The following is a 23353-nucleotide window of genomic DNA, read 5'->3' as shown; positions in this document are numbered from 1 at the left end:
CAATCCTGCATACATTATAGACTGACGGTCGGTCTAAAAGGAGAGTGATACTCATGTCTTTGTTATCCAAAAGAGGTTCATCCCACTTTATGTACCTCGTTCTCGGACAAATTATTTCCGTTTTTGGTTCTTCCTTAATTCGGTTTGTTATATCTTTACACGTACTGGATATGACGCAGCGTGTTGACTTATATGCCTTACTATTCGCTTTATCCAATGTCCCACTCCTTCTTTCTCCCTTAGCAGGAGCAATCGCTGACCGGTTTAACAGAAGGAACTTGATGATTTTATTTGATGTTCTCACCGGCATCATGATTCTGGCTTTTTATTTTTGGTTATTCTCAGGAAATGATTCACTCTATATGATCGGAGCGGTCATGGTGCTTCTTGGTGTGATGAGTACGTTCTATGCTCCTGCTGTGATGTCCAGCATTCCACAGTTAGTAAAACAGGAACAATTAGAACAAGCAAACGGAATCGTCAATGGCGTGCAGGCACTTTCAGGTGTTCTCGCTCCTATTATCGGCGGGGTTCTGTACGGACTGATTGGAAGTCAATCCATCATAGGTGCCAGTGCTATCGTGTTTTTTCTATCAGCATGCATGCTTTTACGGTTAAACATATCCTTCTCACCTAGCCCGCTAACGGAAACTATGGGCAAAGTGCTCATAATAGATATGAAACAGGGATTTTCCTATATTGGCAGTCAGCCATTTTTAAAAAGAGCCATGCTGCTTGCTGCAATGTTAAATTTCATCCTCACGCCATTTTTTATCGTGGGTGGTCCAATCATTTTAAGGGTCACAATGAAAAGCAGTGACATCATGTATGGAATAGGCATGGGCTTGATTGAGTTCGCTGTGATCGCAGGGGCTCTGCTAGTTGGACTTGTAGCAAAGCATTGGCAGATACCTACTTTATATCGCTGGCTGATCGTCATCGCGATCATCTTGCTACCTGTCGCATTCTCAACATCCAACACAGCTCTTCAATTTGGCACTTATCCAGCTTATTTTCTCTTTCTAGCAGGATGTCTTCCAATTGCTATGCTGCTTACAATGATCTCAATCGTTGTAATTTCACATGTTCAAAAGAAAACGCCAAATAGTCAATTAGGAAAAGTGATGGCGAACCTGACAATGGTTTCTCAATGTGCTGCCCCGCTTGGTCAAATGATGTATGGATTCTTGTTCAATACGTTTTCAGCCAACATGTATGTGACGGTGCTAATAGTCAGCACTTTCATGTTTGCCCTTGCCTACTTAACAAAAAATATGCTTCAACATGAAGGAGAATCAGCCTCATGAGACTGACGTTTATAAAGAAAGACTTAACCCGCCACCGTCTCATTTCCATCGGTTTAACCATTTGTATTATGTTGACATCATTTCTCGCAACAAACGCCGCTCAAATGACAGTACAGCTGAATGGTTCCATTTCTAATCTGCTCCATTCAGCCAAGGCACCAGATTTTGTCCAAATGCATGACGGCAGCCTAAATGAAAAAGACATTGAAGCATTTTCAAACAAGCAGTCCATGGTAAAAGCACATCAAATCGTCCCAATGATTCCAATTGAACATGCAAACATCAAGTTCGGACATGAACCCGCCAAAGTAGGTGTGATGGATCATTTATTTGTGAAACAAAATCGTCATTTTGATTTTCTTTTAAATGAACAAAATGAAAAGCTCACTGTCAATAAAGGTGAAGTGGCTGTCCCTATCTATTTTCAACAAAAGTATCATCTCAAGATAGGAGAAACGTTACTGATTGGGAAAGGGTCTAATCAATTCTCTTTCCGCATCAAAGCGTTCTTGCGAGATGCACAAATGAACCCCAGTCTTGTTAGTTCGAAAAGATTCCTTCTTCATCACAAGGATTGGGACGCAATGAATCAAGTGTTTCATAAAAAGGAATATTTAATTGAATTTTTACTGCATGATGCCGCTCAGGCAGATGCCTTTCAAGCAATCTACCAGTCATCACAGCTTCCACAGCAAGGTCCAGCTGTCACATTACCTTTGCTCCGTATGCTGAATGCATTGACAGATGGACTGGTGATTGCCATTCTCCTGCTTGTTTGCATGCTACTTATCGGTATAGCCCTTCTCTCTCTCCATCTTGCTATGACAGCTTCTATAGAAGAGGACGAACGTGAAATTGGAATACTGAAGGTGCTTGGGATTCCTTTAACAAGAATCAAGCAATTATACGTTGGAAAGTATGCCGTGCTTGCTTGTGTAGGGTGTATAGCAGGATATGGGTTAACGCTTTTATTTGGTGATATGTTTACGGCCAATATTCAGCGATACATGGGGAATCAGCCTTCTTTTACTTCTTGGTTCATCCCGCTTTGTGTTTCTATAGTGATAGCAATGATCGTCATTTCTTGCAGCTATGCTGTCCTAAGAAAGTTTGGTCGAGTATCAGCCGCTCAAGCACTTCAAGGCGGCGCCATTTCAACGAATGATAAAAAACAAATACCCCTACATCTCAAGAAAAACAGGTTCATCCCGGTCAATATTTGGCTTGGTTTAAAAGATCTGTTATCACGAAAGAAGTTGTACACAACGATTACTTGTATTATCGCGCTTTGTACATTTTTGATGCTGCTGCCTATTCAGCTATGGCACACCTTACAATCGCCGGATTTCATCACATATCTTGGCTCTGGTCAAAGTGACCTTCGAATTGATATACGACAAGGAAATCATCTAGAGGAAAATACAAATGAAATAGAATCAATGATTCGTGAAGATCGGGATATTCATACATCAGCCATATATGAAACAACTTCTCTTCAGGCAAAATCAAAGGAGAATACATTAGAAACACTCTATTTAGAAACAGGTGATCTCTCAGCATTTCCTCTCACCTATTTACAAGGGCGACAGCCTTTAAAGAATAAAGAAATTGCCTTATCAGTACTAAGTTCAGATTCACTCCAGAAAAAGGTAGGAGAAAAAATCACTCTCGTAACAAACGGGCATGAAATTCAAAAAACAGTGACTGGCATTTATCAGGATGTCACCAACGGCGGCAAAACAGCCAAAGCAATATCACAGCCATTTTCCCAATCAGCCCTTTGGAAAACCATTCAAATCCAACTAAAACAAGGAGTAGAAATTGCGGAGAAAAAGACAGTATTTGAAAAAGGGATATCTCCTGCAAAAGTGACAGATATGAAAGAATACGTTCATCAAACAATCGGCAGCACAGCCTCTTTAGTAAAAATCGTTGCATTTTTGTCTACATTAGCTGCTTTTGGAACCGCCAGTTTGATGCTATTCATGTTTCTGCACATGTTAAAAACGAAAGATTCAAGTCGAAACCACATGTTAAGAATGATTGGATTTTCTAAAAAAGATGTAACAGCACAATATATCACAAGTTTTATCGTCGTTATCTCTTTGGGCGCCTTTATTGGTACGATCGCTGTCCATACGATTGGACCAGCTTTGATGAGTGTAGGTGGAGCCTCCCTAGGGGCATCAAGCCTGCAGTGGCTGGCACCACAATGGGTGTCAGTTGTGTACCCAATCACACTGTTGATTGTCAGCTTAGCTTTAACCGCTTCGTTATTGAAGACGTTTTTTACTAATCAAACTACACGTCATACACTTTCATAAGGAGATGTTTCACATGGAACACTTGATTGAAACAAAGCGATTGTCTTTGCAAATCGATTCTTTAAAAGGACAGAAACAAATCATTCTTAAAGATATCCATTTATCGATAAAGCCTGGGGAATTTGTGACCATTATGGGACCTTCCGGATGCGGGAAAACTTCCTTGCTTTATCAACTTAGCGGGATAGAAACAGCCTCAACAGGTGAGATCAAATATAAAGGCCGATTACTATCAGAAATGACAGACAAACAGTTAACTGCTCTGCGCTTAACAGATATGGGATTTGTCTTTCAACACAGCCACTTACTAAAAAATCTTAATCTATTTGACAACATCATTGCTGCAGCTTACTTAACAAAGAAAAAGCCAAGAAAAGAAGTGAATGAACGAGCTAGATATTTAATGGAAAAACTTGATATTGATCATTTAGCAGATCGATATTTGTCAGAAGTATCAGGAGGTCAGCTTCAAAGGGCCTCTATCTGTCGAGCGCTTATGAATGAACCAGACATTCTTTTCGCTGATGAACCAACAGGTGCTCTTAACTCTAATGCAACGAAGGAAGTGATGAATATATTTTCGAAAATCCATTCTGAAGGAGCAACACTACTGCTTGTCACACATGACCCAAAGGTTGCTCTTCGTTCTGAAAGAATCATGTTTATGAATGACGGAGAAATAACAGCCAGCTTACATTTAGGGAGATATGATGACTCAACTGCCGAGAATCGAGAATTTAGATTAAATCAATGGCTGCAAAATTTAGGTTTGTAATTGGAGTAAAAACAGGCAGAAAGCTGCCTGTTTTACTTTTTCTGGAACTCAAACGAATAATCCATCGAAAAACGATTTGTTTCTAATATGATTTTGCCGCCTACTTGTTGACAAGATTCTGTCAGTAACTCTATTTCTTTGCTATAAAAGTATCTCTTTGACATATACAGAGTCACTAAAACGAGTAACAGCGTCGTCATGATCACTGTGATTTGCCCGTTTAAGATTTGAAATCTTTTTTTCATATCAACGTCCTTTCTAATAGACTAGTGTTTGTGATTGGCATTTACTTTTGTCTGCTTCTATCAGTTTCTATTCCAAATTTGATCTAGCATCATCATAACTGATTTTCTTTAACAGATCGACCTTCCAACTTACCAATATATTACATAAAATCACTTTATTTGTAATATACCGGTGATATTTTCGAACATAATCATAAAACCCAATGTATATATCCCTTTTTTAGACGACTAAAAAAAGATTTTAATCATTTGTAAAAACATTCAATCACCATTACAATTTCGTACATCACATGACCTTAGGTCCTTTTTATTACCTCCTGGCAATCACCTCGCAGAAATGATTATATTCTTCCAAAAATTGTGATATCGTTTTTTAGTGAGACAGGTGAAAGGATCTTAAAGAGGTGAAATTTCATGGCTATCATTTCTGCTGAACAGGTGGGGAACCGTTTAAATGATTGGCGAATTGCGATTCGCAAGCATGATGTACACAGTGCTAACGCAATGTACACAGAATTAAAGCAATTACTTCAAGAAATGGAAGAGAATCAGGAGGTCTTGACTTATTATTCATTGCTAGAAGGCAAGTATAAACTCATGTTATATGAACGGAGAGGTAAAAAACTGAATGAACAGACAGAGCTAGATTGCCCCTCTAAAACAAACGATTTAATTGAATACTATTTTTACCTATACAAAGCCCTTTACGCTTCATATAACAGGGACTATGCATCAGCCATTGGACTGTTTAAAATTGCCGAGAAAAAACTGCAAAACATTCCGGATGAAATAGAAGTAGCAGAATTTCATACGAAAATCGCAAACTTATATATGCTACTTCGTCAAAGCCTAATTTCTCTTCACTATATTCAGAATGCTATAGATATTTTCAAAAGTCATGAAGGATATGAAAGAAGACTAGCGACAGCCTTTGTTATCGCCGCTGCTAATTATATGGACATTAACGACTTCATAAGAGCAGAAAACTACTACAAAAAAGCAATACACATAGCTGACAGTCTAAATGATCATTTTCTAACTTCACAGCTTTTTCATAATATCAGTATTCTGTATGCCGAAGCTGGAGAATCGAAAAAATGTATCGATGCCCTAGAAAAGGCTCTAAGTGGTGAAAACTACCTCTCATCGTGCTATTTCCATCACTCCATGTTTATGTTAGTCAAAGAGCTGCTCTCTATTGATGAAAGAACACAAGCTCTCTATTACTTCGAATTGGTCAACCAAAAACATGAATCAGAGAAATGCCCCATCTATACAGCAAAAATGAATTTGCTTTACCATCTATATTTTACTGAAGATATGGTTCAAAAAGCTCAAGCCTGTTTCGATGAAATCAGCATTCTAAAAGAATTAAAGGATGCTGAAGGTGCCTGTGAATTAAGTGCTCTAGCTGCAAAACACTTTGAGGATTTGGGTGACATTCATCAAGCCTATCTCTTTTTAAAGGAAGCCTATCACAGGAACCATCCTATACTTGACTGGAGGAATTCTAATGAAAAAAATGAGTTTATTGATCATCGCTTTAACCATCGTTGTTTTTGGACAAACAGCTTCTTTCAATTCGTTAAATGAGACGAATGCTGGTACAACAGAACGACCTATCGGAACTTAATATAAAAATTGGTCATAGCAAAGAACCACTTGCCTGATCATAAGGCAAGTGGTTCCACCATTATTTTAATTGCTGATAAGATATGAGGCGGTGTATATGTACCGCAAGATAAGTAAGCTCATCATTAGGAATGACGATACTATGCACCTGTTTAATATAATCTTTGATTTTAAAAGCAACATCCATCGCTTGAGGATACAAGTGTGCAATTTGTTCAAACAACTCATTTTCTTGATCTGAGAGTAATTTATTTGCATAAAATCTTTCTACAAAGAACTTCACATGTGTAATGAACCGACTGTAATGAATATTCTCTTGGTCCATTTTCATATTCAATGTATAGCGCACAAGATTGACAATACTCCCGATCATTTTGGCATATTTCATGCCATCTTTCGAATCAGATTCTTCACCTAATGCATTAATTAAGTGAAAGGCGATATTGGCGGCTTCTTCTTTTGGTAATTGTATGCCCAATGTATCATTTACTAACTCAAGTGCGTACTTCCCTACTTCAAATTCTTCAGTATAGTAATTTTTGATTTCCCAGTACACGCGATTCGTAATATTAATATTCTTTTTATGTCGTTCGACAGCAAAATTCAAATGATCCATTAAGGTAAAATAAACACCTGAATTTAGATTTGAATTTAACCGTTTTTCTGCATATTGGACGATGTGCTGAGTTAAATCGATAAACTCTTGAGGCATTGAATCTAACAGTTGAAGAAATTCTTTTGCTCTCAAGTTATCGACTGACATAAAGACTTGGTCCGCTTTTTTCTCTTCTATCATTTGACCCGGTTTCTGTCCATAGCCAATCCCTCGGCCAAACAAAACCATCTCCTGATGGTTCTGATTTTCAGCCAGGACCACACTCGAGTTTAAAACTTTTTTGATTTTAAACATCGTCATCACCTGTTTTCATGATTGTGGTGTTCAATCAAGCGATTCACCATTTGTCTCAATGACTTTTTGGTACCAATAAAATGAGTCTTTTCGAGATCGTTTTAAGGTTCCGTTGCCATCATCATCTTGATCTACGTGAATGAAGCCATAGCGTTTTGACATTTGTGATGTACCTGCACTAATAATATCAATTGAGCCCCAGCTCGTATATCCAAAGAGATCGACGCCTTCTTCAATCGCTTCTCTCATCTGACGGAAATGCTCTTTAAAATAGTTAATACGATAGTCGTCATGGATAGAGCCATCACTTTCAACTACATCCTTTGCACCCATTCCGTTCTCGACAATGATAAGAGGCTTTTGATAGCGATCATACAATTCGATTAAAGAAATTTTCAGACCAACCGGATCAATTTGCCAGCCCCAGTCAGTTGAAGGAAGATAAGGGTTTTTGACTCCACGAATCGTATTCCCTTCTGTCTGTTCTAATCCTTCTTGGGCTGATTCAGTTAAAGACATATAGTAGCTAAATGAGATAAAATCTACTGTGTTTTCTTTTAGAATGGTTAGATCATCTGCTTCCATATGAATTTGAATATTTTTTCTCTCAAGCATACGTGTAATCAGTGGCGGATATTCGCCAAACACCTGAACATCTGCATAGAAGTAGTTTTCTAAGTTTTGTTTCAAGGCTTGTTCCATATCATTCGGATGACATGTATGCGGATACGTTGTCAATTTTGTCAGCATACACCCAACCTGGCTGCCTGGGATAATACGATGGCAATCTGCTGTTACAAGAGCAGATGCGACAAATTGATGATGAAGCGCTTGATACACCGTCTCTTCTACTTTTCCTTCTGGGCAACGATCAGGAATAATTCCTGCAGTAATGAATGAGTGGCGGTGTATACTATCAATTTCATTAAAAGTGAGCCAATATTTCACATCATGTTGATAACGTTCGAAACAAACATTGGCGAACTTCACAAAGAGATCGACCACTTTTCTTTCAACCCAGCCGTTATATTTCACACTAAGGGCTAAAGGCATTTCATAATGAGAGAGTGTCACAATCGGTTCTATGTTGAGTTTTTTCATTTCGGCAAATACACGATCATAAAATTGCAGCCCTTTTTCATTCGGTTCAGCTTCTTCTCCAGTAGGGAAGATCCGGCTCCATGCAATAGAAATGCGAAGTGTTTTAAAGCCCATTTCAGCAAATAGAGCCAAATCCTCTTTATAGTGATGATAGAAATCAACACCTCTGCGTTTTGGGTACTTTTTATCGTCTGGATCCTTTATTGCACGATCTATATTTTCAGAAGTAACAGCAAGATGTCCTTCATAATCTTCTACACTTAAATTGGAACGATACATTGCAATATCTGCAACTGATGGTCCCTTTCCATCTATATTCCAGGCGCCTTCTGCCTGGTTGGCGGCAATGGCGCCGCCCCATAAAAATCCTTTTGGAAAACCTTTAATTGTTGTCATATGATTAGCCTCCTAATTGTGTGACAACCATCAATGTATCTTGACGATTGACCTCTTGTAATGGCCGTACCTTTATATCATATTGATCTGTATTTGTGATTACAGCAAGTGTAACTGGATCATATCCTGCTGCTATGATTTTTTCTACATCAAATTCAATCAGTAAATCTCCTGCTTGAACACGTTCTCCTGCCTGCACTTTTGGATGAAAATACTGTCCTTCCAGCTGAACGGTATCGATGCCAATGTGGAATAATACTTCAACCCCTTGGTCCGTTTTCATACCAAGTGCGTGATTTGTTTCGAACAGCAAGGTCACCTCGCCATCTACTGGTGCATAAAGCGCTCCTTTTGAAGGTACTATGGCAATTCCTTCACCCATGACCTTAGAAGAGAAAATATCATCTTTTACTTCAGATAGAGAGATCATTTGACCAATCACAGGGCTTTTGAATGTTTCACCTGCCCCAATTTGTTCAGCAAATGCAGCTTGATCATTTGTCTTTTCTTCTCCTGTTTTATCCTTACCTAATACAAAAGCAGCGATAAAGGCGACAATAAACGAAATGACTGCTCCAATGACAGCAAACATCAGATTTCGCGGGAGCTCATCTGAGATAAACATCGACATACTTGCTAATCCAGGGCCAACAAGTACAAAGGCTTGTATACCAACTAATCCAATGAAGATTCCGCCAACAAACGAACCAATCATGACACTTCCAAGGACCCGCTTATTTTGAAGTGTCACACCATACAAAGCAGGCTCTGTGATGCCAAAAAATGCTGAAATCCCTGCCGAAATAGCTGTTGATCTGAGTACCTTGTCTTTTGTGCGTAGTGCCACAGCGAAACACGCTCCACTTTCAGCAATATTATGCGCAAGTGATGCTGGTAAATAAAGTGCTTCTTTCCCAAGGGTTCCCATCGTTGTGACTGCATAAGGGACCATTGCTTTGTGCATACCTGATGCGACCATGAATGGGAGGACTGCTGCTAAAATTGCGACAGCTACCCAGCCTACTGTATTAAACATTGCAAGAATGATGGATGAAAAACCTTGTCCTGCTGTAAAACCAATCGGTCCTAATAGAAGTAACGTAACTGGTACAGTAATGACCAATGACATCATTGGGACAAAGAAAATCCGAATTGGTTTTGGTGAAAATCGTGTAAAGAATTTTTCCATTTGAGCGTAAAGCAATACAGAAAGGATTGCTGGGAACACTTGATACGCATAAGCTATATTTTTTACGTCGAATGTCATCAATTGCGCACCTTCAGTAAGCATAGCCGTCATGTTCGGAAGAAGGAGCGCACCGACTGCTGATAATGCGACCAGTGGGTTTACTTTTAGTTTATTGGCAGTCGTTACAGCGACTAGTAAAGGGAGGAAGTAAAGAGGTGCGTCCCCTACCATGTTCAATATTTGATAGGTTTGGCCCTTTGCATCCATCCAGCCTAATAAAGAGAAAAGGAGAAGAAATGATTTTAAAATCCCTCCGCCTGCGATAGCTGGAACAAGCGGCTGGAAGACACCTACAATGAAATCTAACAGAACTGTGCCTGCTTTTCTTTTTTCTTTTGGCTGATTGGAAGGCGCGTCTTTCCCTGATGAGCTGCTACCTATTAAACTTGTTAACTTTTGATACACTTCGATGACGTCATTCCCAATGACCACTTGGCATTGACCTGACATTCTGACAGCTATGACACCTGGCGTTTTTTCTAGAGCCGGTACATCTGCCTTCTTCTGATCAATCAGTGTGAAGCGAAGTCTTGTTGAACAGTGCTCAAGGTGCGCAATGTTTTCTTTGCCACCTACATGCTGTAAAACGTCTTTGGCAACCTGTGTGTAATCCATTTTTTCTCCCCCTTTTCTCATACATGAGACCTATATTTCGGCAATAAAAAAAGGACCTAAAACGACAAATTAAAGAAATTCATCGTTTTTAGATCCTGCCTGCATGACCAGTCACATGTCTAATTTATCAATATTGGATTTGATTTTAGTATATATTGAGTTAATGTAAGCGTCAACATATATTTTTGAATTTAAAAAATATTTTTTTACAAGTCTAATGTCATCAAAACGACCTCATTTTACTTTAGAGGAAATTTAAATCGAAAAAGTCAGATAGTCTCATGTCCTATCTGACTTAATTATTATCTTTATTTTTTCTTTGCTTTTTTCTTTGCGGCATTTTTAAATGCTTCTTCTTGCTTTTGATATTGTTTCTTATTCACAGCTTTCAGTTTCATTTTTTCATTCTTTTTCCAAATCGGTAACTCAATATAGGAAGCCTCTACATCAGATGACCCTATCATCTTAGACAAGCCACACTTTATTTTTGGTGTGGGATATACCCAAAAGTTTTTAAAACCTGTGGTTCCTACTGCTTGATATTTTTCTTTTTTCAATGGCTTACTTTTCTTCCCTGTGGCTTTGGAGATTGTAATAGCCCCTGAAAAATCCCCTTCAAAAACGGCTTCTTCGATATCAAGGAAAATTTGATATGAATTGTTTTTTGCTGTATACAGATAGCCGTAGGCTTTATTTAAATTATCTGTGTATTTCCCTATGATCTCATAGTAACGGTCTTCTGCTGTATCCACGTACTCATCATAGCGCTTATCTATGGCTTTTTTGTATTCTTTTAATTTCTTCTCATCAACAGCTTGATAGCGTTTACTTTTCTTTGCTCCTTGCTTTTTGACCATGAGATCTTTTCCAGAAAAATAGATGTCATATACGATTGTTTTCTTCTTTTGTTGGACTTTAAGTTTGTATCCTTTTTTGGTGGTTTTCCCCGTTAGCTTGTATTTTGTTTTCACCATAAAAGGTTCAATTGGATCAATCTTAACACCCTTACCGTTTAGGTAACCCGTGACCTTGCCTTTCTTTTCAGTCACCTTCAGCCAACTGACATTGTCCTTTGTTTTATAAGCATATGCATAAGATTGATTCAGTGATTCTTTTTTAGCAGATGCTTTGTTTCCTCCAAAACTTCCAACACCAATCAATAGTGCAACAATCATGAACAATATTCCTATGTTCCTCAACTTCATTTGTACACCCTCCATTCTTTTATGAATAGATGCGCAAGTACTTTACACATCAAGTATATATTACCATATTTATGATTTATCTCCTGTATTTCAAAAATATAAATCTATCAATTATTATTTTCTTGCTTTTTATTCATTTCAAATTTATTATATATCTAATTGATATATCTTTTAGATAGGTGTGCTGATATGAAAAAATACAATGATACGACGTATGCAATTTTAGGTATTTTAACGACAGATTGTAAGTCAGGGTACGAAGTGAAGCAATTAATTGATAAGAGCTTGCATCATTTTTGGAAAATTAGTTATGGACAAATTTATCCAGCTTTAAAGTTTATAGTCGAGGAAGGTCTTGCTGAGGTTTCACCCGCTTCTACGTCTGGTCGCTCAGACAAGCGGGAATATCATTTGACTGAAAAAGGGCTGAAGACGTTAAGGCAGTGGTTAGCGCAGCCGCTCGATCAGTTACCAACAGAACGAAATGAAGTGTTATTAAAGTTATTCTTCGGTCAATATCTTTCGTTTGAGAAAAAGCTGGTGCTTCTACAGGATTATGAAAGGCAGCTTCGTATCCGTTATAAGACCTATGTTTCGATTGAAGAAAACATTCAAGAGCTTTATCCAGATGAAGTGGATGCGAAGTATTGGCTGTTTACTTTAGATTACGGAAAAAGAGTGGCTCAAGCAGGAATTGATTGGTGCGTGGAAACATCCCATTTGATGAAAAAGGAAGGGTAAATGAATGAAAAAAGACATACGTGCTGGCAGGTTTACAACAGAAAATTCTGACTCGATTGTTGTGTTCATCATCGGCATGCGGATCAACAAACGCTGGGCGGTTCATCAATGGCTGCCTGTGTTCATGGCGATGCCTGGCATGATCAAAGAGCTGTATACCCATCAAGATGAGCTTGGTTTCCTCGGGACAGAGAATTACTTTGGCTTACGCACGACAGCGATGATCCAATATTGGAAATCAACAGATGACCTCCTTGCCTATGCGAAGATGGAAAAACATTTGGCGGCTTGGAAGAACTTCCATCAGAAGGCTCAGAACAATGACGCAGTGGGCATTTATCATGAAACCTATCAAATTCAAGCCGGCTCGTATGAATCCGTCTATATGAACATGCCTTCCTACGGACTGAGCCAAGCGAGAGCTCCTATTCCAATTGGTAAAGGAAAACAAACAGCGAAAGAACGGCTGAAAACAACAAATTCCTAGAGAGCGAATCTCTAGGAATTTCTTTTTGCAACGGTCACAAAATGCTTTAATATGCGGGCTGTTAATCCCCAAATGGTGTAGTTTTCATAATCATAAAACCATTCCTCTATCGATCGGCTCCCCCAGCGGTACTTCTCACCATTCATGATTTTTTCATAAGGGAAATCCTCAGCTGGTGTTGGCTGAACGGGTACATGATGTAAGTACGGCTCATATTGGCTGAGCCATGATAGAGGCACGGTAAAGGTCTCTTCTACTTCTTCTTGATTGAAGGAGTGTTTCACTTTTTGTTCATCAATGATCCCGACATATGGGTAGACCACGAAGGATGGAGAAGCAATGTAAGGACTGAGCTGTCCAAGAATCTCCACCGATTCTGGTGGAATACCCAGCTCTTCATGTGTTTCTCGCAGTGCAGCTTCCTGTGCTGTTTCGCTGCCGTCGAGTTTGCCACCAGGGAAGCTAATATCTCCCGGCTGTTTTCTCATGATCAGCGATCGCACCTCAAATAATATATGCCATTCCCCGTTTACTTGCACCAAAGGGACAAGGACCGCAGCTTTGAACGCTGTCTCTTCTCCAATAAATAACGGTTGTGATTGATGTAAGTCATTTTTTAATTGGTCAATGAACACGGACATCACCTGTTTTCTGTTTCTTTTTCCTTTAGCGTATCATGGTTCACCTTTTGATTAAAGATGATCTTTCTGACAATTATTTTTATCAATTTGACAACTATACTTGTCAAATTGAATACAATGCTTTACAATCAAAGAAAGATTTCGATCAAAGTTGAGGTGACAGAATGAAAAATCGGCTAAAAGAGCTTCGTGCGCGTGATGGGTTGAACCAAACTGAGCTTGCAAAGCGTGCAAAGGTTTCTCGTCAGACCATCAGCTTAATGGAACGAGATGAATTAATGCCGTCTCTCTTGCTCGCTGTTAAGCTTTCACGAATTTTTCAGGAACCCATTGAACGTATTTTTCTATTCGAGGAGGATGAACTCACATGAAAATTGTATACAAAATGCTCTTAGGTGCTCTCCTTGGCTTTCTCGGCGCTTACTGTCTGCTGGCAGCCGAATTTGAGATGACACTTCTTGATGTTGCATTCGAAGCGACTCTTGTCATCAGCGGATTGACGATTCTATTGTTTATTTATTGTTTTTCAGGGATTTCACGTATGAAAAAAAGAGTATCACTTTCGGTATCTGGTGATGAGGAGGATGAACTGGAAGCAAAACAGTATCGAACCTTTACTGATTTGACGTTAGCCAATACGGTGAGTACCATTTTGTCCATTATTGCCATCGGTATGGCCATCGTAACCGAGCAGCCTATTTGGCTGATTCTGGTCAATGTTACTTTATTTATCGTCACCATTATCAGTTCTTATGTAGCGATATCCGTTCTAAAGCTTGTCTACCCTAATCGCAACCTACCAAGCCCATCTGACAAAGATTATAGTAAAAAGCTGCTCGCTATTTCTGACGAAGGTGAAAAGCATGTGATGCTTGGCGGACTGTTTCACACATATCAATTGATGAATATCCTGTTGATCGGTGCCATGTTTATTTTGATTGTGTATTCCCTTGGGGCCAATCACTCTCAGCTCTTCTCAATCATGGTGATTGGACTTGTTTTAATCATTTTGAATGCAAATTATATGTTCAGGATTAGAAATCGTTAAATGAACAAAAGCACAGCCTAATGCAAAGGCTGTGCTTTTTTCCGTCCATTATGACGCACGGCGTTTCTTTCGTGCATAAATCAATAATAAGAAACCAAACCAAACCGGTGTTAATAAGAGCGCCGGACGTGTTGCATCCGCAAACAGCATGATCACAAGAATGGCAGCAAAGAGCACAAGAACACAAATGTTCACAAAAGGTGTGAACGGTGCTTTAAAAGTAGATGCCGCATGCAGTTCAGGCCGTGTTTTTTTATATTTCAAATGGCAAATTAAAATAATACTCCATACCCAAATGAAACAAATGGCGCTGATGGTTGTGACAATACCAAAGGCTTGTTCGGGAATCAGCTTGCTTAAAAGAGCACCGACCGATACCACAATCGTTGAAACGAATAGTGCATTACTTGGAACAGCGTGCTTGTTCAGACGTCCAAAGGAAGCTGGTCCCTGTTTTTGATGACTGAGATTATATAAAATACGGCTTGTTGAGAACATACCGCTATTACAAGCTGAAGCCGCAGACGTTAAGACAACAAAATTAATAAGTCCCGCTGCTACTGGTATCCCAATCAGCCCAAATGTTTTCACAAAAGGACTTTCTGATGCACTGAGCTCAGTCCATGGGTTGATACATAGTAAAACAAAGATGGCACCCACATAGAAAAATAGAATTCTTAAAGGAATTTTATTAATCGCAGACGGGATGTTTTTTTGCGGATTGGCTGTTTCTGCTGCGGACACACCGACTAGTTCCACTCCCACATACGCAAAGATTACCATCTGGAATGACAGTAAGAAGCCTGTGACACCATGCGGGAATAATCCGCCGTGTGACCAAAGATTCGTTACCGTCACCGGACCTGCATCTGTTTGAAAACCCATGATTAAAAGGACAATTCCAACGCCGATCAGTAATAGAATCGTAATGACCTTAATCAACGCAAACCAAAATTCCATTTCTCCGAAAAGCTTCACCGTTAATAAATTAAACCCTAGTAAAATCAACAAACAAATGATGGCAGGAATCCATTGCGGGATGTCAAACCAGTACTGCACATACACTCCGACAGCAATGACATCCGCCATCGCTGTCATAATCCAGCAAAACCAATACGTCCACCCTGTCACAAAGGAAGCCCAAGGACCGAGATAGTCCTCTGCAATATCGGTTAATGACTGATAGCCCGCCTTCGATAAGAGTAATTCACCAAGTGCCCTCATGACAAAAAAGATCGCCATTCCGACAATTAAATAAGCAAAAATGATCGATGGACCTGCCAATTGAATGGCCTTTCCAGAGCCTAAAAACAGCCCAGTTCCAATGGTTCCGCCAATTGCAATCAACTGAACATGGCGGTTTGATAAATCTCGTTTTAATTCTTGTTGTTCCAATGCTAACGCCCTCCTACGACACGATCTTATACTGAAATAATGAACCCTCAAAAAGTCCATAAAAAAAGAGATTGGATGCGCTCCAATCTCACGGTCATAAAAGAATAGCAAAATAGAGAAAAGCAATACACGGCGTCATCCATGCATTACAAATACAATATTTCGTACTCTTCTGTCCTTTTGCCTGAGATTGTGAACCCTTCGGCGCCGCACATACATGCGGTCTCTCCAGAAGCTGCTCCTGCCATAGTGTGACCCACAGCAATCATAGCCTTCGTTATTTACTTAAAATGTTGCTATTTCTGAATAATTTCATATTTTACGCCTCTAGAAGAAAGCTGTCAATGGAAATCTTTTATGATTTCTGTCACTCTACCTGACATCACTTCATCAACACCCCTCATTAAGGTATAATAAATCAAAAGATGTTCGGCTCGTTTGATGGAGAAATCCATCCTGACCATGAACCAAGTTAGGCAATCCATTGAAGTTGGTGAAGATAAATGAAAAAAATGAACAAACAGCGTGTCACATTACAGGAAGTCGCCCGTCATGCCGGTGTATCGACTTCAACGGCCTCACTCGTTGTTCGAAACAACCCAAGAATCTCTGAAGCCACTCGAAAAAAGGTCCTGCAATCTATGGAGGAATTAGGATACGTGTATGACCGCGTCGCTGCTAACATGCGGTCAAAAAGTTCAAATATTGTAGGTGTGATTGTCACGGATATTTCAAACACGTTTATTTCTGAGTTTTTAATCGGCGTGCAAACCACACTTGAATCACTGGGCTATACCGTTTTACTTGGGACAACCTTTGACAGTGTCGATAAGCAGGAACGGCTCATTTCCACCATGGTAGAGCACCGAGTTGGCGGGATCATTTTAAACCCAGCTTCGAAAAGCTCTGCTCGGACGGTCAAACAATTAAATCAAATTCGCACCCCAAAAGTACTGGCAAATCGTGAATTAGCAGATGTGCATTGTGACTATGTCGGTGCTGATTATGAACAAGGCGCTTGGATGGCGGTCCATCATCTTCTTCAAAAGGGACATCGGCGCATTGCCTTTTTAGGCGGCATCAAGTCCTCCTCGACTTGGATTGACCGAATGAAAGGGTTCAAAAGAGCCCACGACGAGGCAAACCTAACAATTGATGAATCTCTTATTATTGATATGGAACCGACTCGTGAAGGCGGGAAAGAAGCACTCGCCCAAGTCATCGATCAGCCCGATCCTCCTACCGCTATTTTTTGTTTTAGTGACTTAGTTGCGTTTGGGGTCATTCAAGGACTGACATCACGTGACATCAAGCCTGGTGAAGATATCGATGTAGTTGGATTCGATAACATCCCTGAAGCGGAAATGTATCACCCGCCGCTCACCACTGTCTCTTCATTCCCACGGTCCATCGGGGTAAAAGCAGCGAACCTTTTATATCATAAAATGAACGAGCAGGATGAAGAGCTGCAGCGATTGATCTTAAAGCCTCAACTTCATATCAGAGAAACCTCTACCTCATTGTGAAAAGGAGAATTGTGTACAGCAATTCTCTTTTTTTATTGAGTAAGTCAATCATTTCTTTGTTTCATTTTTCTTTTTTTAAATCACAAAGTCATAAACTTGACACATTTTAAACACAGGAGTATATTTATCTCGTTGCTTCTTTTAGTATATCGTTATACCTATTTCTGTGTATCGTTGTTTTTATTCAACATCAGTTAAAAGTGGACTTTTCTGATTCTGATCAAATTATGAAGATTCACTTTCTTATCAAGGCTGTTTTTATTTTTATATTTTAGTAGAACGATGTACTTAATTGAAGAACAGATGAATATTCATTATTTTACATCAATCACATAAGGGGTGTTGTGATGGGCTTTATGTACATTCATAGAAAGAACAACCGACATACAAAGAATTTAACCCTAAAAGGGTTGCAAATATAGGAGTGGGAACATGAAAAATCCTTATATTAAATCATCACTCGGCATGTATTTAAATTACTTCATGCTCGGCATGATCAATATCATTGTAGCGTCCAATATGAATAGCTTATCTGAACGCTACCATGTGGATATTACGAAAATCAGCTTGCTTGTATCGGCGATCGGAATTGGTAAACTGATTGCTCTCTTTTTCTCTGGCCGGTTAGCAGACCGCTGGGGACGTAAGCCTGTCATTATTACAGGGAACTTTATTTACTTATTATTCTTAATCGGTATTCCAACGACAACGAATTATACATTGGCATTTATCTTTGCGATTTCAGCCGGGATTGCAAACTCATTACTTGATTCGGGAACATATCCTGCTTTGACAGAATCGTTTCCTAAAAAGGCAAGTTCAGCTTCTGTTTTAGTGAAGGCGTCCGTTTCAATTGGAGCGACTGTTCTTCCATTTATCTTGGCGTTCCTTATTGCACATGACATCTTCTGGGGCTGGGCGTTCTTTGGACTAGGACTTCTTTATTTACTTGTAGGGATTTACTTGATCTTTATGCCGTTCCCGAACCATAAGCAAGTCTCTTCACAAGATGACCTTCCAGTGCAGGAACAAATGAAGGAAGAACCTAAAATGTTGGGTGAAGGCTTAGCCGTCGTGCTCATGGGATTCACGTCTACTGCATTGTTTGTCGTATGGCAAACGTGGCTTCCACAGCTCGGATTGAAATTGATTGGGCTTGGCGCAGGACAAGCGACACGGCTTCTTTCTTATTTTAGTATTGGTGCCCTTGTGTCAGTTCTACTGCTCTCAATTGTATTAGATAAATTCATTTCGCCGATTATGGTCGCAATCATTTATCCAGTTGGAGCATTTCTTGCCATGCTTTCACTATTTCAAATTGAAACGTATAGCATTGTCATTGTCAGCACCTTTTTCTTAGGATTATTTACAGCAGGGATCTTCCAGCTGGCGATGAGTATTATGATGAAATTATTCCCTACAAACAAAGCAACGGCTTCATCATACGTCAACATTGCGGCAAGCTCAGCGTTTATTCTTGTGCCGCTCATTACAAGCGGTTTGGTCAGCACGTACGATATTAAAATGACGTTATTTTTCGATATGATCATTGCGGTTATTAGCGTATTGTTAGCGGTCTTTGTTCTTGGACGCATGAAAAAATTGTTTAGATAATTAAAGGAGATGTCAATCATGACAAACATACATGAACGTAATATTGATGGAAAAACCAAATTAGTAGGCCTTCTTGCTACACCAATCGGACACAGCCTGTCACCACGTATGCATAACCTTGGCTATACACTAACAGGAATCAACTACGCTTACCTCGCATTTGAAGTAGGGAATGAGGAACTAGAAGCAGCTGTCAACGGTATGAAAGCAATGGGTGCAGCTGGGTTTAACGTTTCTATGCCGAACAAAATGAAAGTGCTAGACTACTTAGATGAACTAGATGATTCTGCAAAATACACACGTGCAAGTAACACCGTCGTAAACAAAGATGGCAAACTGATTGGCTACAACACAGATGGTCTTGGTTACGTGAGAAACTTGATTGAACATGGCGTTGAATTAGCTGGTCAAAAGGTCACACTAGTCGGATCTGGCGGAGCTGCAACACCGATTGCCATTCAGCTTGCACAATCAGGTATTCGTGAAATTAGTATTTTTGCTCGTAATGATCAATACTTTGTTCAAGCAGAAGAAAATGTAAATTACATCAACAACGAAATGACATCATTTGGTGTCAAAGCGAACATTTTCCCACTTGAAGACAAAGACGCTTTCCGCCGTGAAGTAGCTGAAAGTGCAATCTTAGCAAATGGGACAAGCCTTGGCATGAAACCACTAGATCAGCTCAGCATCATCGATGATACGCTTGATGTCCTGCGTGAAGATTTAATCGTGACAGACGTCGTATATAACCCGCAAAAAACAAAGCTCCTTGCGCAAGCACAGGAAGCTGGTGCCAAAACCATTAACGGTCTTGGCATGATGCTATGGCAAGGTGCACTTGCTTACAAACTCTTTACTGGTGAAGATATGCCAGTTGATCAAGTGAAACAAATTCTTTTTGAAAATGACCGTTTCTAAACAAAAGAAAGACGACTTCCTGAGCGGAGGTCGTCTTTTTTATTCATGGACCATGATTTGACGGTATCGATACAGAATATACAGTGCACCGATAATAGCGACAACTGCCACCACCGCATCGAACAGAAAGATTTGTAAAATGGTCGAGTGACTTTCAATTAAACCTGTTACGACCGGAATGACAATAGCCGACACCCCGCCGGCTGTGGAGATAATCCCTGTCATCGTTCCTTTGTTCTTCCAGAAGAATTCAGCCATCACCGTTAACGTCAGCTGAAAAACACCGGCTGTTGAGAATCCCAATACAAAGGCATTGACAGTTCCGATGACCGGGGATTTCACGACCAATAGGAAACAGATGGAGACAAGTGTAATGATTGGATAGATCAGCAGCACAGTGACTGGACGGACAAAACGTCGCAAAAGAAATGCGAGCAATAAGACAGACAGCAGCCCGCCCATGCTATAGTAACTAAGCAGCTTCACAGCACTCCCTGAAGCCATCCCCAATATGGTCTCACCGTAAGTAGGCAGCCAAATTTGCGGCAACGCATACAGCCCATTTGATGTAAAGCTGATCACAATGAGTGCAATCCCTTCTCTCCAAAACGTAGGCTCTATCGAGAAGCGCGGAAGTCCGTCATGCTCCGTTACCTGGACTTGCTCCACCTTGCGATGATTCGGAAATGGCAAGCTCCACAGCATCAAGACATTCACAAGATAGATCAGAGCAGGAACAAAAAATGCCATCCCATAAAACAAATTATGCTCTGCTAAAAAGAAAATCGCCAGTGGTAGGATGGTTGCCCCAATCGAGATAAAGGCCTTCACCATCACATTCGCAGATCCCGAGTTTTGAGGAAAAGCCTCCATTAACGCTGGATACGTTCCTGCATCCATCGCCGAATTCGCCACCCCTGCCAAAATCGCAAACGCAAACGCAATTTGATAATTCGGAGACAATGGGATTCCGATGAGAAACGCCGCCATCAGCACACCCGAAACCAAAATGACCGGCTTTCGCCCAAAACGATCTGACAGCACGCCCGATAGACCATACGTGAGCACCCTGCCAATGCCGAGCGCCGAAATCATATAACTAATTCCCGCACTATTGGTATCTAACTGTTTGATTAAAAATGGCATATTTGAAGCCAAAATAATATTGACCATACCTAATAAAAAATAATTGATATAAAGACTAGAAGCCGTTCTCACATACGGATTTCTCATCCTGACACACCCCTCAACACCATCGCAATGAAGTGACAAATAATGGTTACGCTTACAAGATCTCATATGTGAGGAAGAACAGCTTTGCAGCCTTCACGTTCATACATCTCATCATGTCATGCAGCTCACAGCTTACATGCCCTTCATGTATCAAGCATTTCTTCAATTTTTCACTCTCTTATTTTATATGAATGTGAAAGGTAATGATAGTGAATTGCTTAAATTTGAGAGAAAATCATCGATCAAGCGTATGACTCCATCGATAGAAAAAAAGAGTGGCTAATTCCACTCCCTAAAAGATGTGTCAACTCTATTCATCGTTAATTATTCTAGCCCCCAAATACTTAGCTCATAAAAATATTCCGTTCGCTCTATGCATAACCCAAAACAAAAATCCTCTGCGACTAAAATAAAATCCCCGTATCCACTTGAAAATTTCGTTTGCTCAAGAAGCTGGTTTGTATGAAAAAGGAGTGAGTTATTCAATCAGTGTAAAAGGAGAGACCGTTCGATTGAAGTTAGCAGAGATTCATTCAAAAAATAAGGATTAAGAATAGTACACAAGTGGAAACATGAAGAAATGGTATCTTTATGGAGAACAGCATTGCTTTCATCAATTGAAATGAAACAACCAGCCATCGAAAGAGTTTCGACAACTGGCTGTTTCATAAAGTGTCATGATCCCTGTCTCAAAAATGAGAGTCAGTCCCGAATGTGGGGATTGTTTAATATGTTAGAGATCATTGTCTTTTGAAGATACTATGAATAGCTTTGTATTCGCTGCCGTATTTTCTGGGTAAGATCTTGATTTAATATCATTGCCAATTCGGCCTCATTTACAACAGAGCCCCATCTGAAAATAATTTCACTATTCAAACCATATTTCAAAAAAAGTGCTTGATAATCTACTTCGTGACTATCCTTGTTCAAACCTGAGTAAAACAAATCTTTTATAGATTCCTCTGAAAGAATAGAATCCCTTCTAGTGGCAATCATGAAACTCGATTGATACTTATCCATTATCCGCAATGCTTTATCTAATTCAGGCTGAGGAACTTTCGCCATACTAACATAAAAATGATTTCTAAGTTCATCATAAAAGTAGTTCTGGCCCCTTTTCAAAACCTGAAGTATTTATTTCTGAGTCAATAGACTTCCATACTTTTCGAAATTTCTCTATTCGAGAATGTACATCACTTACTTTCTTACTCAGGAATATATAAAAATGGTAATTATTCAACTGGTCGCTAAAAATTTCGATAAGTTCATTTTGACAATAACGTTGAAAAGTCTTAATTCCGCCATCATCTAAAAAGTAATATCCATTAATACTATATACACTTAGCTGTTTAAGTTCATTTATTTTTTGATCTAACCACTTATAGTAGTTTGTAACTTCTTTTTCGAATTCAAGTTCTATTTTCATTAGGCATCTTTTAATCAGTAGTTACATTTGCTCAAATTGAACAAATGCTTTTTCTTTTTGTAAAAACTCCTCAAAAAGAGATGCTAATCTATTTATATTCTCTTCTTTTGAATACAGCAACGGATTATAACCATCTGAAGGAGGCATATAATGAATAAACGGTTCCATATCCTCAGGATAACCAAAATCTGCGTATACTTCAGAAAGTTCATCCAACAACTCTTCAGTTGAATTCTTATTTATTTCTTTTAAATGAGAAGTTATACCATATCTCCATTTCCTTTTTTCAATGTCCCATTGGCTGGATTCTTCTTCTATCAAATCATTATATAATTCTACCAATACCATTTGAAGTTTTCTATAATCTTCATCTGGGTCGCCAGCTCCCCAAGCTAATTCTAGGATTAAAGAATTTTCACATTCAATATGATTAGATAAATATTCCACAGCATACTTGCTTATTTCTTTATATGAAATCAAATCTAGCCTAATTCCTACATATATAGTTTTCCAATCATAATGAATATTATAAGTTTTTAAGACCTCTATAGAACTTTTCATT

At 39.3% G+C, this 23353-nt stretch carries 21 protein-coding genes, 1 pseudogene and 1 riboswitch; of the genes and pseudogenes, 11 read left to right on the top strand and 11 right to left on the bottom strand.

Going from position 1 to position 23353, the window contains the following annotated elements; translation table 11 throughout:
• The first annotated feature begins 53 nt into the window (after positions 1 to 53).
• From C6Y06_RS00605 to C6Y06_RS00595, 3 genes are read left to right on the top strand one after another with little or no spacing between them, the layout of a single operon-like run.
• A complete protein-coding gene (locus C6Y06_RS00605; RefSeq protein ID WP_106030709.1) occupies positions 54 to 1307 on the top strand; it encodes an MFS transporter in 1254 nt (417 codons plus the stop codon).
• Positions 1304 to 3631 carry an ABC transporter permease gene (locus C6Y06_RS00600; protein ID WP_106036361.1) on the top strand — a complete coding sequence of 776 codons (2328 nt, stop codon included), beginning with the start codon at positions 1304 to 1306 and terminating at the stop codon, positions 3629 to 3631. Before C6Y06_RS00605 ends, C6Y06_RS00600 begins: the two co-directional genes overlap by 4 nt.
• 13 nt (positions 3632 to 3644) lie before the next feature.
• Positions 3645 to 4406: an ABC transporter ATP-binding protein gene (locus C6Y06_RS00595; protein WP_060597643.1), complete on the top strand. Its 762-nt coding sequence runs from the start codon at positions 3645 to 3647 to the stop codon at positions 4404 to 4406.
• 32 nt (positions 4407 to 4438) lie between these two features.
• On the opposite strand, the gene C6Y06_RS00590 is transcribed toward C6Y06_RS00595, so the two are convergent.
• Positions 4439 to 4651, bottom strand: coding sequence for a hypothetical protein (locus tag C6Y06_RS00590; protein ID WP_106036360.1), 213 nt, complete (start codon positions 4649 to 4651; stop codon positions 4439 to 4441).
• A gap of 414 nt (positions 4652 to 5065) precedes the next feature.
• Here C6Y06_RS00590 and C6Y06_RS00585 point away from each other — a divergent pair, with 414 nt between their 5' ends.
• The gene (locus tag C6Y06_RS00585; RefSeq protein ID WP_106036359.1) at positions 5066 to 6244 is read left to right on the top strand and encodes a response regulator aspartate phosphatase; all 1179 of its coding nucleotides are present in this window, start codon (positions 5066 to 5068) and stop codon (positions 6242 to 6244) included.
• A 100-nt stretch (positions 6245 to 6344) separates the two neighbouring features.
• On the opposite strand, the gene C6Y06_RS00580 is transcribed toward C6Y06_RS00585, so the two are convergent.
• The 4 genes from C6Y06_RS00580 to C6Y06_RS19935 form a co-directional block, all read right to left on the bottom strand.
• Entirely contained in the window at positions 6345 to 7193 is an 849-nt protein-coding gene (locus C6Y06_RS00580; RefSeq protein WP_106036358.1) for a PRD domain-containing protein, read from the bottom strand.
• A 30-nt stretch (positions 7194 to 7223) separates the two neighbouring features.
• A complete protein-coding gene (locus C6Y06_RS00575) occupies positions 7224 to 8690 on the bottom strand; it encodes a glycoside hydrolase family 1 protein (protein WP_106036357.1) in 1467 nt (488 codons plus the stop codon).
• 4 nt (positions 8691 to 8694) lie between these two features.
• On the bottom strand, positions 8695 to 10554 hold the full coding sequence (locus tag C6Y06_RS00570) for a beta-glucoside-specific PTS transporter subunit IIABC (RefSeq protein ID WP_106036356.1): 1860 nt from the start codon (positions 10552 to 10554) through the stop codon (positions 8695 to 8697).
• 308 nt (positions 10555 to 10862) lie between these two features.
• The gene (locus C6Y06_RS19935; protein WP_142395340.1) at positions 10863 to 11411 is read right to left on the bottom strand and encodes a hypothetical protein; all 549 of its coding nucleotides are present in this window, start codon (positions 11409 to 11411) and stop codon (positions 10863 to 10865) included.
• Between the two features lie 537 nt (positions 11412 to 11948).
• Between C6Y06_RS19935 and C6Y06_RS00560 the strand changes: the two genes are divergently transcribed.
• Both C6Y06_RS00560 and C6Y06_RS00555 read left to right on the top strand, forming a co-directional pair.
• A complete protein-coding gene (locus C6Y06_RS00560; RefSeq protein WP_106036355.1) occupies positions 11949 to 12500 on the top strand; it encodes a PadR family transcriptional regulator in 552 nt (183 codons plus the stop codon).
• 4 nt (positions 12501 to 12504) lie between these two features.
• Positions 12505 to 12987, top strand: a complete 483-nt coding sequence (locus tag C6Y06_RS00555) for a DUF4188 domain-containing protein (RefSeq protein WP_095285585.1) — start codon at positions 12505 to 12507, stop codon at positions 12985 to 12987.
• 11 nt (positions 12988 to 12998) lie between these two features.
• Here the strand turns inward: C6Y06_RS00555 and C6Y06_RS00550 are convergent, their stop codons facing one another.
• On the bottom strand, positions 12999 to 13622 hold the full coding sequence (locus C6Y06_RS00550; RefSeq protein WP_066031498.1) for an NUDIX hydrolase: 624 nt from the start codon (positions 13620 to 13622) through the stop codon (positions 12999 to 13001).
• Positions 13623 to 13792: 170 nt separating this feature from the next.
• Here C6Y06_RS00550 and C6Y06_RS00545 point away from each other — a divergent pair, with 170 nt between their 5' ends.
• Both C6Y06_RS00545 and C6Y06_RS00540 read left to right on the top strand, forming a co-directional pair.
• Positions 13793 to 13999, top strand: coding sequence for a helix-turn-helix transcriptional regulator (locus C6Y06_RS00545; protein ID WP_034323321.1), 207 nt, complete (start codon positions 13793 to 13795; stop codon positions 13997 to 13999).
• Positions 13996 to 14676 (top strand): DUF3169 family protein, encoded by a 681-nt coding sequence (locus C6Y06_RS00540; protein WP_106036354.1) that lies wholly within the window; start codon positions 13996 to 13998, stop codon positions 14674 to 14676. Before C6Y06_RS00545 ends, C6Y06_RS00540 begins: the two co-directional genes overlap by 4 nt.
• A gap of 48 nt (positions 14677 to 14724) precedes the next feature.
• Here C6Y06_RS00540 and C6Y06_RS00535 read toward each other — a convergent pair whose 3' ends face one another.
• Positions 14725 to 16071: an amino acid permease gene (locus tag C6Y06_RS00535; RefSeq protein WP_034660556.1), complete on the bottom strand. Its 1347-nt coding sequence runs from the start codon at positions 16069 to 16071 to the stop codon at positions 14725 to 14727.
• 162 nt (positions 16072 to 16233) lie between these two features.
• Positions 16234 to 16313, bottom strand: a riboswitch (glycine riboswitch).
• Between the two features lie 261 nt (positions 16314 to 16574).
• Between C6Y06_RS00535 and C6Y06_RS00530 the strand changes: the two genes are divergently transcribed.
• The 3 genes from C6Y06_RS00530 (at position 16575) to C6Y06_RS00520 (ending at position 20132) form a co-directional block, all read left to right on the top strand.
• Positions 16575 to 17597: a LacI family DNA-binding transcriptional regulator gene (locus C6Y06_RS00530; protein WP_106030717.1), complete on the top strand. Its 1023-nt coding sequence runs from the start codon at positions 16575 to 16577 to the stop codon at positions 17595 to 17597.
• Positions 17598 to 18029: 432 nt separating this feature from the next.
• The gene (locus tag C6Y06_RS00525) at positions 18030 to 19211 is read left to right on the top strand and encodes an MFS transporter (protein WP_106036353.1); all 1182 of its coding nucleotides are present in this window, start codon (positions 18030 to 18032) and stop codon (positions 19209 to 19211) included.
• An 18-nt stretch (positions 19212 to 19229) separates the two neighbouring features.
• Positions 19230 to 20132 carry a shikimate dehydrogenase gene (locus tag C6Y06_RS00520; RefSeq protein WP_034660559.1) on the top strand — a complete coding sequence of 301 codons (903 nt, stop codon included), beginning with the start codon at positions 19230 to 19232 and terminating at the stop codon, positions 20130 to 20132.
• A gap of 39 nt (positions 20133 to 20171) precedes the next feature.
• On the opposite strand, the gene C6Y06_RS00515 is transcribed toward C6Y06_RS00520, so the two are convergent.
• The 4 genes and pseudogenes from C6Y06_RS00515 to C6Y06_RS00505 form a co-directional block, all read right to left on the bottom strand.
• The gene (locus C6Y06_RS00515) at positions 20172 to 21365 is read right to left on the bottom strand and encodes an MFS transporter (RefSeq protein WP_106036352.1); all 1194 of its coding nucleotides are present in this window, start codon (positions 21363 to 21365) and stop codon (positions 20172 to 20174) included.
• Positions 21366 to 21689: 324 nt separating this feature from the next.
• Positions 21690 to 21830: pseudogene (locus C6Y06_RS20670) on the bottom strand (YxiF family protein); the annotation flags it as partial.
• A 628-nt stretch (positions 21831 to 22458) separates the two neighbouring features.
• Positions 22459 to 22791, bottom strand: a complete 333-nt coding sequence (locus C6Y06_RS20230; protein WP_223250411.1) for a hypothetical protein — start codon at positions 22789 to 22791, stop codon at positions 22459 to 22461.
• A 21-nt stretch (positions 22792 to 22812) separates the two neighbouring features.
• Complete coding sequence (locus tag C6Y06_RS00505; protein ID WP_034660743.1) at positions 22813 to 23352, bottom strand: DUF2247 family protein; 540 nt, start codon at positions 23350 to 23352, stop codon at positions 22813 to 22815.
• Position 23353 lies beyond the last annotated feature (1 nt).

Source organism: Bacillus sp. MZGC1, assembly GCF_002998605.1.
GTDB lineage: Bacteria > Bacillota > Bacilli > Bacillales > Bacillaceae > Bacillus.
The sequence above is the reverse complement of the archived record's forward strand: the minus strand, read 5'-3'. Positions and strand labels throughout refer to the sequence as shown.

Bases quoted from the DNA above. Each gene is read 5' to 3' on its own strand.
- C6Y06_RS00520 (WP_034660559.1), top strand. From the start codon at position 19,230: ATGACAAACATACATGAACGTAATATTGATGGAAAAACCAAATTAGTA.
- C6Y06_RS00580 (WP_106036358.1), bottom strand. From the start codon at position 7,193: ATGTTTAAAATCAAAAAAGTTTTAAACTCGAGTGTGGTCCTGGCTGAA.
- C6Y06_RS00525 (WP_106036353.1), top strand. From the start codon at position 18,030: ATGAAAAATCCTTATATTAAATCATCACTCGGCATGTATTTAAATTAC.
- C6Y06_RS00560 (WP_106036355.1), top strand. From the start codon at position 11,949: ATGAAAAAATACAATGATACGACGTATGCAATTTTAGGTATTTTAACG.
- C6Y06_RS00530 (WP_106030717.1), top strand. From the start codon at position 16,575: ATGAAAAAAATGAACAAACAGCGTGTCACATTACAGGAAGTCGCCCGT.
- C6Y06_RS00555 (WP_095285585.1), top strand. From the start codon at position 12,505: ATGAAAAAAGACATACGTGCTGGCAGGTTTACAACAGAAAATTCTGAC.
- C6Y06_RS00575 (WP_106036357.1), bottom strand. From the start codon at position 8,690: ATGACAACAATTAAAGGTTTTCCAAAAGGATTTTTATGGGGCGGCGCC.
- C6Y06_RS00505 (WP_034660743.1), bottom strand. From the start codon at position 23,352: ATGAAAAGTTCTATAGAGGTCTTAAAAACTTATAATATTCATTATGAT.
- C6Y06_RS00600 (WP_106036361.1), top strand. From the start codon at position 1,304: ATGAGACTGACGTTTATAAAGAAAGACTTAACCCGCCACCGTCTCATT.
- C6Y06_RS00540 (WP_106036354.1), top strand. From the start codon at position 13,996: ATGAAAATTGTATACAAAATGCTCTTAGGTGCTCTCCTTGGCTTTCTC.
- C6Y06_RS20230 (WP_223250411.1), bottom strand. From the start codon at position 22,791: ATGAAAATAGAACTTGAATTCGAAAAAGAAGTTACAAACTACTATAAG.
- C6Y06_RS00590 (WP_106036360.1), bottom strand. From the start codon at position 4,651: ATGAAAAAAAGATTTCAAATCTTAAACGGGCAAATCACAGTGATCATG.
- C6Y06_RS00515 (WP_106036352.1), bottom strand. From the start codon at position 21,365: ATGAGAAATCCGTATGTGAGAACGGCTTCTAGTCTTTATATCAATTAT.
- C6Y06_RS00605 (WP_106030709.1), top strand. From the start codon at position 54: ATGTCTTTGTTATCCAAAAGAGGTTCATCCCACTTTATGTACCTCGTT.
- C6Y06_RS19935 (WP_142395340.1), bottom strand. From the start codon at position 11,411: ATGGTCAAAAAGCAAGGAGCAAAGAAAAGTAAACGCTATCAAGCTGTT.
- C6Y06_RS00570 (WP_106036356.1), bottom strand. From the start codon at position 10,554: ATGGATTACACACAGGTTGCCAAAGACGTTTTACAGCATGTAGGTGGC.
- C6Y06_RS00585 (WP_106036359.1), top strand. From the start codon at position 5,066: ATGGCTATCATTTCTGCTGAACAGGTGGGGAACCGTTTAAATGATTGG.
- C6Y06_RS00595 (WP_060597643.1), top strand. From the start codon at position 3,645: ATGGAACACTTGATTGAAACAAAGCGATTGTCTTTGCAAATCGATTCT.
- C6Y06_RS00545 (WP_034323321.1), top strand. From the start codon at position 13,793: ATGAAAAATCGGCTAAAAGAGCTTCGTGCGCGTGATGGGTTGAACCAA.